The organism is Streptomyces sp. BA2 (assembly GCF_009769735.1).
Classification (GTDB): Bacteria; Actinomycetota; Actinomycetes; order Streptomycetales; family Streptomycetaceae; genus Streptomyces.
Map to the genome: position 1 here is coordinate 3,641,233 of NZ_WSRO01000002.1, position 15,238 is coordinate 3,656,470.

The 15,238-nt window shown below is 68.3% G+C and carries 14 protein-coding genes and 1 tRNA gene; 12 read left to right on the forward strand and 3 right to left on the reverse strand.

The genetic code is table 11. From position 1 onward, the window contains the following. The first annotated feature begins 166 nt into the window (after positions 1 to 166). Genes E5671_RS19020 through E5671_RS19035 form a run of 4 tightly spaced genes read left to right on the forward strand, consistent with a single transcriptional unit; the run spans position 167 to position 5,193 of the window. The gene (locus tag E5671_RS19020) at positions 167 to 1,615 is read left to right on the forward strand and encodes a pyridoxal phosphate-dependent decarboxylase family protein (RefSeq protein WP_160505165.1); all 1,449 of its coding nucleotides are present in this window, start codon (positions 167 to 169) and stop codon (positions 1,613 to 1,615) included. Then, on the forward strand, positions 1,599 to 2,882 hold the full coding sequence (locus E5671_RS19025; RefSeq protein ID WP_237330193.1) for a lysine N(6)-hydroxylase/L-ornithine N(5)-oxygenase family protein: 1,284 nt from the start codon (positions 1,599 to 1,601) through the stop codon (positions 2,880 to 2,882). Before E5671_RS19020 ends, E5671_RS19025 begins: the two co-directional genes overlap by 17 nt. Further along, positions 2,879 to 3,430 (forward strand): GNAT family N-acetyltransferase, encoded by a 552-nt coding sequence (locus E5671_RS19030; RefSeq protein ID WP_160505166.1) that lies wholly within the window; start codon positions 2,879 to 2,881, stop codon positions 3,428 to 3,430. The genes E5671_RS19025 and E5671_RS19030 overlap by 4 nt, the downstream gene beginning before the upstream one ends. After that, a complete protein-coding gene (locus E5671_RS19035) occupies positions 3,427 to 5,193 on the forward strand; it encodes an IucA/IucC family protein (protein ID WP_160505167.1) in 1,767 nt (588 codons plus the stop codon). The genes E5671_RS19030 and E5671_RS19035 overlap by 4 nt, the downstream gene beginning before the upstream one ends. 72 nt (positions 5,194 to 5,265) lie before the next feature. Here E5671_RS19035 and E5671_RS19040 read toward each other — a convergent pair whose 3' ends face one another. Beyond that, positions 5,266 to 6,888 (reverse strand): beta-N-acetylhexosaminidase, encoded by a 1,623-nt coding sequence (locus E5671_RS19040; RefSeq protein WP_336605785.1) that lies wholly within the window; start codon positions 6,886 to 6,888, stop codon positions 5,266 to 5,268. A gap of 129 nt (positions 6,889 to 7,017) precedes the next feature. Between E5671_RS19040 and E5671_RS19045 the strand changes: the two genes are divergently transcribed. The 3 genes from E5671_RS19045 to glmS all read left to right on the forward strand — a co-directional run bounded on the left by E5671_RS19045 (position 7,018) and on the right by glmS (position 10,074). Beyond that, a complete protein-coding gene (locus tag E5671_RS19045; protein ID WP_160505169.1) occupies positions 7,018 to 7,902 on the forward strand; it encodes a DUF4429 domain-containing protein in 885 nt (294 codons plus the stop codon). Positions 7,903 to 7,988: 86 nt separating this feature from the next. Next, positions 7,989 to 8,246, forward strand: coding sequence for a hypothetical protein (locus E5671_RS19050; RefSeq protein WP_160505170.1), 258 nt, complete (start codon positions 7,989 to 7,991; stop codon positions 8,244 to 8,246). Positions 8,247 to 8,256: 10 nt separating this feature from the next. Beyond that, a complete protein-coding gene (gene glmS, locus E5671_RS19055) occupies positions 8,257 to 10,074 on the forward strand; it encodes a glutamine--fructose-6-phosphate transaminase (isomerizing) (protein WP_160505171.1) in 1,818 nt (605 codons plus the stop codon). A gap of 282 nt (positions 10,075 to 10,356) precedes the next feature. Here the strand turns inward: glmS and E5671_RS19060 are convergent, their stop codons facing one another. Further along, the gene (locus E5671_RS19060; RefSeq protein ID WP_160505172.1) at positions 10,357 to 10,881 is read right to left on the reverse strand and encodes a universal stress protein; all 525 of its coding nucleotides are present in this window, start codon (positions 10,879 to 10,881) and stop codon (positions 10,357 to 10,359) included. Between the two features lie 408 nt (positions 10,882 to 11,289). Between E5671_RS19060 and E5671_RS19065 the strand changes: the two genes are divergently transcribed. The 4 genes from E5671_RS19065 to E5671_RS19080 all read left to right on the forward strand — a co-directional run bounded on the left by E5671_RS19065 (position 11,290) and on the right by E5671_RS19080 (position 14,186). Beyond that, positions 11,290 to 11,703: a hypothetical protein gene (locus E5671_RS19065; protein ID WP_443032791.1), complete on the forward strand. Its 414-nt coding sequence runs from the start codon at positions 11,290 to 11,292 to the stop codon at positions 11,701 to 11,703. Positions 11,704 to 12,153: 450 nt separating this feature from the next. Further along, positions 12,154 to 13,389: a GlxA family transcriptional regulator gene (locus E5671_RS19070; RefSeq protein ID WP_160505173.1), complete on the forward strand. Its 1,236-nt coding sequence runs from the start codon at positions 12,154 to 12,156 to the stop codon at positions 13,387 to 13,389. 10 nt (positions 13,390 to 13,399) lie between these two features. Further along, positions 13,400 to 14,002, forward strand: a complete 603-nt coding sequence (orn, locus tag E5671_RS19075; RefSeq protein WP_160505174.1) for an oligoribonuclease — start codon at positions 13,400 to 13,402, stop codon at positions 14,000 to 14,002. 111 nt (positions 14,003 to 14,113) lie between these two features. Further along, a tRNA-His gene (locus E5671_RS19080) sits at positions 14,114 to 14,186 on the forward strand. 77 nt (positions 14,187 to 14,263) lie between these two features. On the opposite strand, the gene E5671_RS19085 is transcribed toward E5671_RS19080, so the two are convergent. Then, positions 14,264 to 14,512, reverse strand: coding sequence for an SCO4226 family nickel-binding protein (locus tag E5671_RS19085; protein WP_160505175.1), 249 nt, complete (start codon positions 14,510 to 14,512; stop codon positions 14,264 to 14,266). A 284-nt stretch (positions 14,513 to 14,796) separates the two neighbouring features. On the opposite strand from E5671_RS19085, the gene E5671_RS19090 reads away from it, so the two are divergent. Beyond that, complete coding sequence (locus E5671_RS19090; RefSeq protein ID WP_160505176.1) at positions 14,797 to 15,057, forward strand: chaplin; 261 nt, start codon at positions 14,797 to 14,799, stop codon at positions 15,055 to 15,057. Positions 15,058 to 15,238 lie beyond the last annotated feature (181 nt).

Below are 15,238 nucleotides of genomic sequence, written 5' to 3' on the forward strand. Positions count from 1 at the left end.
CCCCTGCCGTCCCCTGCGCCCGAGTACAGCCCTCTCCGCATTCCGGAGAGGGCTGTTCCGTTTTTCTGGCTCCCCGTGACCGGTGTGACCCCCTGGGTTTAACACGCAAGGAAGTTAGGTTAGGCTTACCTCACTTCCCCCAAGTCCCCTCACCCAGAGGAAGTTCATGCGCTCGCACCTGCTCAACGACACCACCGCGGAGCGTTACCGCAGCTCCGTGACCGAAGGAGTCGAGCGGGTGGCGGCCAGAATCGCCACCACCTCACGCCCCTTTACCGGCGTCTCCGTCGACGACCTCGCGCCCCGCATCGAGGCCGTCGACCTGGACGAGCCCCTGCACGACACCATCGCCGCCCTGGACGAGCTCGACGAGCTCTACCTGCGCGACGCCGTGTACTTCCACCACCCCCGCTACCTCGCGCACCTCAACTGCCCGGTCGTCATCCCGGCCGTGCTCGGCGAGGCCGTACTGTCCGCCATCAACTCTTCCCTGGACACCTGGGATCAGTCCGCCGGCGGCACACTGATCGAACGCCGTCTCATCGACTGGACCGCCGAACGCATCGGGCTCGGCCCGGCCGCCGACGGCGTGTTCACGAGCGGCGGCTCGCAGTCCAACCTCCAGGCCATGCTCCTCGCCCGCGAGGAAGCGGCCAAGGCGGGAAGGCCGGCCGGCCGGCTGCGCATCTTCGCCTCCGAGGTCGGCCACTTCAGCATCCAGAAGGCCGCGACCCTGCTCGGCCTCGGCGAGGACGCCGTGATCGTCATCCCCACCGATCACAACAAGCGCATGCAGACCGTGGCACTCGCCCGCGAGCTGGAGCGCTGCCGCGCCGACGACCTCACCCCCATGGCGGTCGTCGCCACCGCGGGCACCACCGACTTCGGCTCCATCGACCCGCTCCCCGAGATCGCCGAACTCTGCGAGCAGTTCGGCACCTGGATGCACGTCGACGCGGCGTACGGCTGCGGTCTGCTCGCCTCGCGCAAGAACCGGCACCGCATCGAGGGCATCGAGCGCGCCGACTCCGTGACCGTGGACTACCACAAGTCCTTCTTCCAGCCGGTGAGTTCCTCCGCCGTCCTGGTGCGGGACCGGACGACGCTGAGCCACGCGACGTACCACGCGGAGTACCTCAACCCGCGCCGCATGGTGCAGGAGCGCATACCCAACCAGGTCGACAAGTCGCTCCAGACGACGCGGCGCTTCGACGCCCTGAAGCTGTGGATGACCCTGCGTGTGATGGGCGCCGACGCCATCGGCGAGCTCTTCGACTCCGTCTGCGACCTGGCGGGCGAGGGCTGGGAGCTGCTCGCCGCCGACCCCCGCTACGACGTCGTCGTGGAGCCCCAGCTCTCCACGCTCGTCTTCCGCTACATCCCCGAGTCGATCTGCGACCCGTCCGCCATCGACCGCGCCAACCTGTACGCCCGCAAGGCCCTGTTCGCCTCCGGTGACGCCGTCGTCGCGGGCACCAAGGTCGGCGAGCGTCAGTACCTCAAGTTCACCCTGCTCAATCCCGAGACCACGGTCGCCGACATCACGGCCGTACTCGATCTGATCGCCGGCCACGCCGAGCAGTACCTGGGAGAGACCCTTGACCGCGCTTCCTGATCACCGAGAATCACTGGAACCTCTGGACTTCATCGGTATCGGCCTTGGCCCCTTCAACCTCGGACTCGCCTGTCTGACCGAACCCATCGACGAGCTGAACGGCCTCTTCCTGGAGTCCAAGCCGGACTTCGAGTGGCACTCGGGCATGTTCCTGGAGGGCGCTCACCTCCAGACCCCGTTCATGTCGGACCTCGTCACCCTCGCGGACCCGACGTCCCCCTACTCCTTCCTCAACTACCTGAAGGAAGCGGGGCGGCTTTACTCCTTCTACATCCGCGAGAACTTCTACCCGCTGCGCACCGAGTACAACGACTACTGCCGCTGGGCCGCCGCGAAGCTCTCCTCGGTCCGCTTCAGCACGACGGTGACCGAGGTGACGTACGCCGATGACCTGTACGTCGTCCACACCACCACCGGCGACACCTTCCGCGCCCGCCACCTCGTCCTCGGCACCGGCACCCCGCCGCACATCCCCGAGTCGTGCGCGGACCTCGGCGGGGACTTCATCCACAACTCCCGCTATCTGCAGTCCAAGCAGGAGCTCCAGAAGAAGCAGTCGATCACGCTCGTCGGCAGCGGCCAGTCCGCCGCCGAGATCTACTACGACCTCCTGAGCGAGATCGACGTCCACGGCTACAAGCTCAACTGGGTCACGCGCTCCCCGCGCTTCTTCCCCCTCGAATACACCAAGCTGACGCTGGAGATGACCTCTCCGGAGTACGTCGACTACTTCCACGCACTGCCGGAGGCGACCCGCTACCGCCTCCAGGATCAGCAGAAGACGCTCTTCAAGGGCATCGACGGCGACCTGATCAACGAGATATTCGATCTGCTCTACCAGAAGAACCTCGGCGGCCCGGTGCCGACGCGGCTGCTCACCAACTCCTCGCTGCTGAGCGCCCGTCACGAGAACGGCACCTACACCCTCGGCCTTCACCAGGACGAGCAGGACAAGGACTTCGAGCTGGAATCCGAGGGCCTGATCCTGGCCACCGGCTACCAGTACGTCACGCCCGACTTCCTGGAGCCCGTCCGCGACAGGATCCGCTGGGACGGCCGCGGCCGCTTCCAGGTCGCCCGCAACTACTCCATCGACACCACGGGGCGCGGCATCTTCCTGCAGAACGGCGCCGTGCACGCCCACTCGCTGACCAGCCCCGACCTGGGCATGGGCCCCTACCGCAACGCGTACATCATCGGTGAGCTGCTCGGCTCCGAGTACTACCCCGTCGAGAAGTCCATCGCGTACCAGGAGTTCGCCGTATGAGCACCACAGCAGAGCTGACCCTGCGCCCCCTCGACCCCCTGAAGGATGCCGAGCTCCTGCACGGCTGGGTCACCCACCCCAAGGCCGCGTTCTGGATGATGCAGGACGCGACGCTGCCGGACGTCGAGCGCGAGTACATGGCGATCGCCGCCGCCGAGCACCACGACGCGTTCATCGGCCTGCACAAAGGCGTCCCCGCCTTCCTGATGGAGCGCTACGACCCGCGACACGTCGAGCTGGTCGGCCTCTACGAACCCGAACCCGGCGACGTGGGCATGCACTTCCTCACCGCGCCGTCCGACGTCCGCGTCCCCGGCTTCACCCGGGACGTGATCACCAAGGTCATGGCGACGCTCTTCGCCGACCCGGCGACCCGGCGCGTCGTGGTCGAGCCCGATGTCGACAACAAGGCCGTGCACGCCCTCAACGAAGCCGTCGGGTTCCGGCCGGCCGAAGTCATCCAGAAGCCGGAGAAGAAGGCTCTGCTGAGCTTCTGCACCCGCGAGCAGTTCGAACAAGCAGTACGCGAAAGGGAATTGGCGATATGACCCTGTCCGACGCCACGGCGCACCTCTCCCCCGAGCGCTGGGAGCAGGCCAACCGCCTCCTCATCCGCAAAGCCATCGCCGAGTTCGCCCACGAGCGGCTGTTCACCCCGGAGCCCCTGGGCGACGACAGATACGTCATCCGCAGCGACGACGCCCTGACCCGCTACCGCTTCACCGCCAAGCGGCTGCGGCTCGACCACTGGCAGGTCGACGCCGAATCCATCTCCCGGCACCGCGACGGCTCCGAACTCCCCCTGAACGCCCTCGACTTCTTCATCGAGCTGCGTACGGCACTCGGCCTGAGCGACGAGATCCTGCCGGTCTACCTGGAGGAGATCTCCTCCACGCTCTCCGGCACCTGCTACAAACTCACCAAGCCCGCGATCCCGGCCGCCGAGCTCTCCCGCTCCGGCTTCCAGGAGATCGAGACGGGCATGACCGAGGGCCACCCCTGCTTCGTCGCCAACAACGGCCGGCTCGGCTTCGGCGTGCACGAGTACCTCTCGTACGCTCCCGAGACCGGGAGCCCCGTACGGCTCGTGTGGCTGGCGGCGAGCAAGGAGCGGGCCGCGTTCACTGCGGGCGCGGGCATCGACTACGAGGCCTTCTTCCGGGCCGAGTTGGGCCAGGAGACCCTGGACCGCTTCGACCGCAAGCTCCGCGACCAGGGCCTGGACCCGGACGACTACCTCCTGATCCCGGCGCACCCCTGGCAGTGGTGGAACAAGCTCTCCGTGACCTTCGCGGCGGAGGTCGCCCAGCGGCACCTGGTCTGCCTCGGTGAGGGCGACGACGAGTACCTCGCCCAGCAGTCGATCCGTACCTTCTTCAACCAGAGCGACCCGGCCAAGCACTACGTCAAAACGGCCCTCTCGGTCATCAACATGGGCTTCATGCGCGGGCTCTCGGCCGCGTACATGGAGGCGACCCCGGCGATCAACGACTGGCTCGCGAACCTCATCGACACCGACGAGACCCTGAAGTCGACCGGCCTCACGATCATCCGCGAGCGCGCGGCCGTCGGCTATCGCCACCTGGAGTACGAGGCCGCGACCGACCGCTACTCCCCCTACCGCAAAATGCTCGCGGCCCTGTGGCGCGAGAGCCCGGTCCCTTCCCTGGCGGAGGGCGAGCAACTGGCCACGATGGCCTCGCTGCTGCACACCGACCTCGACGGCGCGTCCTTCGCGGGCGCCCTCATCGAGCGCTCCGGACTCACCCCCGCCGAGTGGCTGCGCGGCTATCTGCACGCCTACCTGACGCCGCTCCTGCACAGCTTCTACATGTACGACCTCGTCTTCATGCCGCACGGCGAGAACGTCATCCTGGTCCTGAAGGACGGCGTCGTACAGCGGGCGATCTTCAAGGACATCGCCGAGGAGATCGCGGTCATGGACCCGGACGCGGTGCTTCCGCCGACGGTGGAGCGGCTGCGGGTCGAGGTGCCCGACGACCAGAAGCTCCTGTCCATCTTCACGGACGTCTTCGACTGCTTCTTCCGCTTCCTGTCCGCGAACCTCGTCACCGAGGGCCTGGTGGACGAGGAGACGTTCTGGGGCGCCGTCGCCGAGTGCGTCACCACGTACCAGGAGGCCACGCCCCAACTGGCCGACAAGTTCAAGCAGTACGACATCTTCGCCCCGGAGTTCGCGCGCTCCTGCCTGAACCGGCTTCAGCTGCGGGACAACGAACAGATGGTGGACCTCGCCGATCCGGCGGGGGCGCTGCAGCTGGTCGGGACGCTGAAGAACCCGATCGCGTGAGCGGTCGCACATGAGCCGAGCGGGGCTCCCGGGACGGTCCCCGGGAGCCCCGCTCTCGTACTCAGCCGTGCGCTACTTCGACGGCCAGGGCACGTCCGGCGCCTTGTAGTAGCCGATGCCCAACGCGTCCCAGCGCGGCCCCTGTTCGGCGAGCCGCACCTTGTACGTGTCCCAGTCGTGCGTCGAGGCGGGCGACCAGCCGAGCTCGGCGATGCCGGGCAGGCGCGGGAACGCCATGTACTCGATGTGCGCGGAGGTCGAGATCGTCTCCGACCACAGCGGCGCCTCGACACCCCTGATCGAGTCCGCGGGCGCGCCCGTCAGGTACGTCCCCGGGTCCCAGTCGTAGCTGCGCTGCGCCGAGACGTAGCCCGCCCAGGACAGGCCGAGCGGGGTGTTCTTGTCGTACTTCATGTCGAGGTAGGCGCGGTCGGCGGGCGAGAGGACCAGCTTGGTGCCCTTCTTCGCCGCGTTCGCGACCTGCTCGCGCTCGGCGGCACTGGTGGCGTCGTAGCCCCAGTACTGCGCGAGGGCGCCCTTGGCGGGCGTGGCGCCGGTCAGCTGGTGCCAGCCGATCACGGTCTTGCCGTACTTGGCGACCACGGGCTGCACCTTGTTCATGAACGCCACATAGTCCTCGTGGCTGGTGGAGTGCGCCTCGTCGCCGCCGATGTGGATGTACTTGCCGGGCGTCAGGGCGGCGATCTCGCGGATGACGTCGTCCACGAAGTCGTACGTGACGTCCTTCTTGACGCACAGCGAGCTGAAGCCGACCTCGGTGCCGGTGTAGAGCGGGGGCGCGACGCCGTTGCAGTTCAGCTCGGCGTACGAGGCGAGCGCGGCGTTCGTGTGGCCCGGCATGTCGATCTCGGGGATCACTTCGAGCTGCCGCGATGCCGCGTACTGGACGATGTCCTTGTACTGGGCCTTGGTGTAGTAGCCGCCCTTGCCGCCGCCGACCTGCGTGGAGCCGCCGTACGTCGCGAGTTTGGGCCAGGAGTCGATGGCGATGCGCCAGCCCTGGTCGTCGCTGAGGTGCAGGTGCAGCTTGTTCACCTTGTACAGCGACATCTGGTCGATGTAGCGCTTGACCTTGTCGACCGAGAAGAAGTGCCGCGAGACGTCGAGCATCGCGCCGCGGTACTCGTAGCGGGGCGCGTCCTTGATGGTGCCGCCCGCGACCAGCCAGGGGCCCTTCTGCTGGGTCTTCTTCTCGGCTGCGGCGGGCAGTTGCTGCCGCAGCGTCTGGACGCCGTAGAAGAGGCCTGCGGGCCCCCGGGCCGTGATGGTGACGGAACCGCGCTTCGATTCGAGGCGGTAGCCCTCGCTGCCCAGGGACTTGTCCTTGGAGCTCAGCCGCAGCCGGATGCCGTCGCGGCCCTCGTCGTCGGTGACCTTCAGGGGGTAGCCGGTGGAGGGACGCAGGACCCCGGCGAGATAGCCGCCGATCCTCTTCGCGTCACGCGAGTCGTCGACCCGGATGCGGGTCTTGGAGTTGATCTCGTACGGGGATCCGCCCGGGTCGGCGGACGCCGGGGCCGGGATGACCTGACCGAGTGGCGTCGGTGTGGTGGCGGAGGCCGCGCCCTTCACGCCGCTGTCGCCGCCGGGCACAGCGGCCACGGACGAGAATCCGGCCGCGGCGACGAGCAGCAACGAGCCGAACAGGCGGGTCGATCTATGGTGCTGTCTCACGAGCGGGTCCCTTCGACGGGCCATCACTGTGGTGCATCGCAATCGAACGGTCACCATGGGTACCTTGCGCCCCGTGGCGGGTCAAGGGTGTAGACCACTTCCGCCGCCCGCCGATGGAAGAATCGTCGCATGGCGGAAATCATCCAGCGCGACGGAACCTGGACCTTCGACGGAGAGACGCTGCGTCTTGTGCCGGGACGGGACAAGAACGTGTCTCTGCTGCGCAAGTCTCTGGGAGAACTGGCCGTGCCGCTGGCCGCCTTGGCCGGCATAGCCTTCGAACAGGGCAAGAAGTCGGGGCGGCTGAGGCTGCGGCTGCGGGACGGGGCGGATCCCTTGCTGCAGGCGACCGGGGGCAAGCTCGGGGATGCCGCGGACCCGTATCAGCTGACGGTGGATCCGGACCGCTACGGGGTCGCGGAGTACGTCGTGGACGAGGTCCGCAACGCGCTCCTGATCGAGCAGGTGCCCGCCGCTTCCTGTGACAGCTATCTGCTGCCGGGCCCTTCGGTGCCGCTGTCGGTGTCGGCGGGTGACGGCACGGCGAGCTTCGACGGCGAGCACATCCGCCTGGAGTGGAACTGGAAGACGGAGGAGGCGAAGTCGGCGGCCGGTACACGGTCGCTGGCCCTTGCGGATGTGGCCGGGGTGGAGTGGCAGCCTGCCGTGGGGCTTGAGAACGGCTACCTCCGCTTCACCGTCCGGCACTCGCCCACCAAGGCCCCGCCGAAGTACGACCCGAACTCGGTCGAACTGTGGGGCTTCAAGAAGGACCCCCTGATGGCGCTGATCGCTGCCGCTGTGCAGGTGCGGTTGCCTCATCCGGCGGCGGCGCAGGGCCTCGCGGAGTCCCCGGAGGCTCCGGCCGCTCTGCCGGCGGGTGCCGCGCCCGCGGAGGATGATCACGATGCGTTGCTGCGGCGGCTTCGTGAGCTGGGGGAGCTTCACAAGGCCGGGATACTCACGGAGGAGGAGTTCACCGCGGCCAAACAGGCGGTCCTGAAGCGGCTGTGAGCCGCCGGGGCTGATTTTCGACGCGATCCTGCCCGGAATCGGGCAGGATTGTTGCACGCAGAGGGCTCTTCCTCCAGGATCAACGAATGCACGACGACCTGGTGGACCACCTGACCCGCAGCACCCCGCTCCAGCGGGGCGAAGCTCTGCGGGTCATCCAGGACGTGCTCGCCTACTTCGACGAGACGACCGAAGAATTCGTCCGTCGCCGCCACCGCGAACTGCAAGGTCAGGGCCTGCTGAACGCGGCGATCTTCGAACAGATCTCGGCGGATCTCCAGTACCGCGCGGTCGCGCCGCCCGAGCTCACCCTCCGGCAGCTGCGCCGCCTCATCTACGGCTAGGACACCCTCTATGTGCGGAATCGTCGGTTATATCGGCAAGCGTGACGTGGCCCCCCTCCTCCTCGAAGGCCTGCAGCGCCTGGAGTACCGCGGCTACGACTCCGCCGGCGTCGTCATCACCGGACCCAAGGCCACCGGCCTGAAGATGGTCAAGGCGAAGGGCCGCGTCCGCGACCTGGAGGCCAAGGTCCCGGCCCGCTTCAAGGGCACCACCGGCATCGCCCACACCCGCTGGGCCACCCATGGCGCCCCGTCCGACGAGAACGCCCACCCGCACATGTCGGGTGACAACAAGGTCGCCGTCGTCCACAACGGCATCATCGACAACGCCTCCGAGCTGCGCGCCAAGCTCACCGCCGACGGCGTCGAGTTCCTCTCCGAGACGGACACCGAGGTCCTGACCCACCTCATCGCCCGCGCCCAGGCCGACAAGCTGGAGGACCGGGTCCGCGAGGCCCTGCGCCACGTCGAGGGCACGTACGGCATCGCCGTCCTGCATGCGGACTTCAACGACCGCATCGTCGTCGCCCGCAACGGCTCCCCCGTGGTCCTCGGCATCGGCGAGAAGGAGATGTTCGTCGCCTCGGACGTCGCCGCGCTCGTCTCGCACACCCGCCAGGTCGTCACCCTCGACGACGGCGAGATGGCCACCATCAAGGCCGACGACTACCGCACGTACACGACCGAGGGCTCGCGCACGACCGCCTCGCCGACCACCGTGGAGTGGGAGGCCGAGTCGTACGACATGGGCGGCCACGACACGTACATGCACAAGGAGATCTTCGAGCAGCCCGACGCCGTGGACCGCGTGCTCCGCGGCCGCATCGACGACCGCTTCTCCACCGTGCACCTCGGCGGCCTGAACCTCGACGCGCACGACGCCCGCAAGGTGCGCCGTGTCAAGATCCTCGGCTGCGGCACCTCGTACCACGCGGGCATGATCGGCGCCCAGATGATCGAGGAGCTGGCCCGCATCCCCGCCGACGCGGAGCCCGCGTCCGAGTTCCGCTACCGCAACGCAGTCGTGGACCCCGACACCCTCTACATCGCCGTCTCCCAGTCCGGTGAGACGTACGACGTGCTCGCAGCCGTCCAGGAGCTCAAGCGCAAGGGCGCCCGCGTCCTGGGCGTCGTGAACGTCGTCGGCTCCGCGATCGCCCGTGAGGCCGACGCGGGCGTGTACGTCCACGCGGGCCCGGAGGTCTGCGTCGTCTCCACCAAGTGCTTCACCAACACCACGGTCGCCTTCGGCCTGCTCGCCCTGCACCTGGGCCGCATCCGCGACCTGTCGGTATCCGACGGCAAGCGGATCATCGATGGCCTGCGCAAGCTGCCCGGCCAGATCTCGGAGATCCTCAAGCAGGAGGACGAGATCAAGAAGATCGCCAAGAGCTACGCGGAAGCCCGCTCCATGCTCTTCATCGGCCGCGTCCGGGGCTACCCCGTCGCCCGCGAGGCCTCCCTGAAGCTCAAGGAGGTCTCGTACATCCACGCCGAGGCCTACCCCGCCTCCGAGCTCAAGCACGGCCCGCTCGCGCTCATCGAGCCCGCGCTCCCCACGGTCGCGATCGTCCCGGACGACGACCTCCTGGAGAAGAACCGCGCCGCCCTGGAGGAGATCAAGGCCCGCAGCGGCAAGATCCTCGCGGTCGCGCACCAGGAGCAGGAGAAGGCCGACCAGACGATCCTCGTGCCGAAGAACGAGAACGAGCTGGACCCGATCCTGATGGGCATCCCGCTCCAACTCCTCGCCTACCACACGGCGTTGGCCCTGGGCCGCGACATCGACAAGCCGCGCAACCTGGCGAAGTCGGTCACGGTCGAGTAGTTCTCACGAGCCGGCGAGCCGCGTAGTCCTCGCGGCGTGAACGACCCCTCGCGCGTGCCACCAAGCGTGCGAGGGGTCGTTCTTCAGGGGTCAGGGGCGCCCATTCCCCCGACCCGCGCCCTGCCTCGGCCGGTGGCCGTCACTCCCCGGTCGGCAGGTTGTCGCGCCCCCTGTACGTACCCTTCACAAGGGCACAACCCACCTGTACGCACGAGTAGATTTATCTACACACAAAGGAAGTTGACGGCTCGCCACCCTCACCCCACCTGGGACGAAAAGGCGTTACGGAATGACCACGACGGGCCGTTGCGCGCGGCGCGCGAGCCGGCCCGCGACCGAGCCGAAGATGCGCCCCACGATCCCGTGCGTCGATCCGACGACGATCGCGTCCGCCGAGTACTCCCGGCCGACCTCTTCGAGTTCGTGGCAGATGTCGCCGCCGCGCTCGACCAGGATCCACGGCACTTCGGACAGATAGTCCGCACAGGCCAGTTCGAGGCCGAGTACTTCCGTGCGGTGGTCCGGCACGTCGACGAAGACCGGTGGCTCGCAGCCCGCCCACACCGTGGTGGGGAGCCGGTTGGCGACGTGCACGATGATCAGGCCGGAGCCGGAGCGATGGGCCATCCCGATCGCGTACGAGAGAGCGCGCTCACTCGAGGTCGAGCCGTCGAAACCGACGACGACCCCGTGCCGGAAGGCCGGATCGCAGGAATGACGTGGTTCTTCCGCCGCCTGGGGGGTCGCCGTGGGATCGGCGACCTGCCGCTTGCGGTCCGCTGGTTCGGAGAATTCGTGACCGGCCATGGGTGTCTCGGCGAAGGAGTCCTCTGTGGGAGGGTCGGCTCTGTTCGGGTCGTACGGCGCAGTATGGAGCAGAACGGACAGGATCGGGCAGGGACGAGGAGGAGCGGCGACCACCGGAGCTGTGTCCGGGAATCATCTTCCCAACCCCATACCCCCAAGGGTACGGCGACACTCCTCTCCTGCCCAGAGCTTGCTAGCGGCCCTGCGGGAGCCTCACGGCGTTCACCGGAGCATGCATGAGCGGCGCCCGTATGGCAATGGTTGCTGCCCCGTACAGGCGGTTTGCGCACCCACCCGCGTGGACTGCCTTCGGCCACAAGGTTCACGCCAGTGACCGGCCGCGCGACCACGCGTTGAACGTGGATACGCCACCGCCACAGGGAGCCCGCCGTGCCTGGACCGCAGCCCGTGTCCTCACACGTCACGACGACCTCACACGCCACGCCGCAGGGCCACCGGCGCCCGCCGGAAGGGGCGCGCGAGCGCCCGCGCGGCGGCGTCCCCGCGCCGCGCGCCGAGGAGACGCCACCCTCATCCGCGCAGGACTCCGCGAGCGACGTCGTCCGCTGGGCCGCGTTCAGCTGCGTCCTGGTTCCCGTCATCCTCGTGGGGTACGGGACCTCCCTGGCGGGAGCCGCGGGATCGGCCCTCGGGCTCCTGGCCGTGACAGGGGTCTGCCGGCTGCTTCTGCGGCAGTCCGAGCGGGGCGCGGCACGGCTGGTCGACGAGCAGAGCCACGAGCGCCGCGGGCGGCACGGGCGGACGGGCGCGGGGGCGCACAGGGGCGGTCGGCATGCTGGTGGGTCTGCGCCGGAGGACTGACCGATTCGCGCGCACCCACCCGTATCTTTTCAGCCAACTTCCTATGGCCATGCATTCCTTGGCCGAAGGGGTACTCAACCCCGGTCCCACCAGGGCTGAAAGGCATGCGGAAGGCGCCTGAACCCTACGGGGACCGGCCACGGAGCCGAGGCGCACTTCCCAGCAACGCCCGTGAGTGCAACGCTTCGTGATCGACTGCTTCACGCCAAGTTGCCATGTCGACATAGTGCCGGGTCCTTAACTGGTCACCCCGGCAGCACGGGACGCAGTAGATTCGATCATGACTGTATTACGGCGGGGGACTGGTGGAGGACCGAGGGGAAACGTGCAGGAGCGACAGGTCCGACAGGAACGCCAAGAGCGCCGAGAACGCAGAACTCGCAGCACACGCAGAGAAAACAGAGCACGCCAAGAACAGGGAGCCGCGACGACCGAGGGGGGCTTAGCACCATGAGCCACGACTCCACTGCCGTGCAAGAAGCCGCGTCGCGGAAGCTTTCCGGACGCCGCCGCAGGGAGATTGTCGCGGTGCTGCTGTTCAGCGGTGGCCCCATCTTCGAGAGTTCCATACCGCTCTCCGTGTTCGGGATCGATCGGCAGGACGCCGGGGTCCCCCGTTACCGGCTGCTGGTCTGCGCCGGTGAAGAGGGGCCGCTGCGCACGACCGGGGGGCTCGAACTCACCGCGCCACATGGCCTGGAGGCCATAGGGCGTGCGGGCACCGTGGTGGTGCCGGCCTGGCGGTCGATCACATCACCGCCGCCGCCGGAGGCACTCGACGCGCTGCGCCGCGCGCACGAGGAGGGCGCACGCATCGTGGGCCTGTGCACCGGTGCGTTCGTGCTCGCGGCGGCCGGTCTGCTCGACGGCCGTCCGGCGACCACGCACTGGATGTACGCGCCGACGCTGGCCAAGCGGTATCCGTCCGTCCATGTGGACCCGCGTGAGCTCTTCGTCGACGACGGGGACGTGCTCACCAGCGCGGGGACCGCGGCCGGAATTGATCTGTGCCTGCACATCGTGCGCACCGACCACGGCAACGAAGCGGCGGGCGCGCTCGCCCGCAGGCTCGTCGTGCCTCCGCGCAGGGCCGGCGGCCAGGAGCGCTATCTCGACAGGTCTTTACCTGAGGAGATCGGCGCCGACCCGCTCGCCGAGGTCGTCGCCTGGGCCCTGGAACATCTCCACGAGCAGTTCGACGTGGAGACCCTGGCCGCGCGCGCGTACATGAGCAGGCGCACCTTCGACCGCAGGTTCCGCTCGCTCACCGGGAGCGCTCCCCTGCAGTGGCTGATCACTCAGCGCGTGCTGCAGGCACAGCGGCTGCTCGAGACCTCCGACTACTCCGTCGACGAGGTCGCGGGCCGCTGCGGCTTCCGCTCGCCCGTGGCCCTGCGCGGCCACTTCCGCCGTCAGCTGGGCTCGTCGCCCGCCGCCTACCGGGCCGCTTACCGCGCCCGCAGGCCGCAGGGGGGTGAGCGGGCGATGCTGGAATCCGCGCCGCCCGTGCCCACCGCGGCGACGGTGAACACGGAGAGCGGACCTGTCCCGTCGCAGACACGGCGCACGGCGGCGGCGAGTGCCATCGGCCCTTCGGCTTCGCTGTCCGCGGAGCCGGGGAAGCCAAGCTCGGATGTGTACGCGCCAGGACGTCCGCCACTGCCCGGCCAGAGGAGCGCGCCGTAGGGTAAGACGCATGAACGATCGCATGGTGTGGATCGACTGCGAGATGACCGGGCTCTCGCTGACGGATGACGCACTTATCGAGGTGGCCGCACTGGTCACCGACTCGGAACTGAACGTGCTCGGCGAAGGTGTGGACATCGTGATCCGCCCGCCGGACGCGGCGCTGGAGACCATGCCCGAGGTGGTGCGCAAAATGCACACCGCCTCGGGGCTCCTCGACGAGCTGGCGTCGGGCACGACGCTGGCCGACGCCGAGGAGCAGGTCCTGGCGTACGTACGTGAGCACGTCAAGGAGCCCCGCAAGGCTCCGCTCTGCGGGAACTCGGTCGGCACCGACCGGGGCTTCCTGCTGCGCGATATGCAGACACTGGAGGAGTTTCTCCACTACCGCATCGTCGACGTCTCCTCGATCAAGGAACTGGCCCGGCGGTGGTACCCCCGGGCCTACTTCAACAGCCCGGACAAGAACGGCAACCACCGGGCACTCGCGGACATCCGCGAGTCGATCGCCGAGCTCCGCTACTACCGCGAGGCGATCTTCGTTCCGCAGCCGGGCCCGGACTCGGACACCGCGAAAACCATCGCGGCGAAGTACGTGCTGCCCGCGGAGTAGCCTCCGCGGAACCCCTCTGTACGGGGTCCGGAAAAGGCGTGCGCGAGCACCCCTTCGGACCCTGTACACTTTTTCTCGGCCGGTCGGAAGAACGCAAAACGACCGGACATGGTGGGTGTAGCTCAGTTGGTAGAGCACCTGGTTGTGGTCCAGGTGGCCGCGGGTTCAAGTCCCGTCACTCACCCTGATTGATCAAGGCCCGGTCCGCGAAAGCGGACCGGGCCTTCTTCATGTCCGTGCGTGGTTCAGGCCGTCAGGCCGTCAGACGGTCAGGGGGACGGGGTGGACCTCGTCGGCCCGGTGGCCGGCACGCTCGTGGATGCGTTGGACCGCGTCGGCCGATGGCGCCTCGGAGAGGCAGTAGACCGTCCCGGAGTCCGGGTCCGCCCATGCCTTCTTGAAGTGGACGCCTTCTTCCTTCTCGATGGCGAGGTCCGCCTGGTGAGCCTGCTTCAGCTGATCGGCCGTGATGTCCTTCATCCCGTGGTGGACGTCCATGAACTGGGACATGGCGTCGCACCCCCTTCCGGCTTGCGCGTTCGGCATTCGGCGTTCGGCGTTCGGAGCCGCCAAGTCCACTCGCCGGCCCCGCTCCACTATCTCCATCCTGCGCCCGTACCACCGCGGATGCGACTGTGCACCCGCTGGCCAGCGGGTTCCCAGCGCTGTCGGCGGCCGTTGTCCCACGTACGGACGACTCCGTACCGGCAGACGGGCCATGATCGTTTTATCTGCGCGCCGGATCGGTGAGACCTCACACCCGAGATCCCCGTTTCCTCACCAGGAGGTTCCCCATGCGTCTGCGCACGATCTTCGCCACCGTCGCCCTCGCCACGGCCACCGTCATCGGCGGAGCCGGAGCAGCCGCCGCCAACCCCTCCCCCGGCGGGGGCTCCGGCGCCAGCGCGGTGGGCGTGGCAAAGAACTCGCCCGGCATCCTCAGCGGCAACGCCATCCAGGTGCCAGTCCACGTGCCCGTCAACGTCTGCGGCAACTCGATCGACGTCATCGGGCTCCTCAATGCCGCGTCCGGCAACACCTGCGTCAACAGCTGAGCCAGACAGGACCAAGGCCCGGCCTCGCGAAAGCGGGCCGGGCCTTCTCCGTTCAGCGCACACCCTTCCCACTCACGCGGGCCGGGTGCAGAGTGCGTGTGGCGCTTCGTGTGGCCCGTGTCGGCACGGGGCGCGGGCGCAAGGGCCGTCGGTTGCCTCCCGCGTCGGCGGCCCGTCCGTC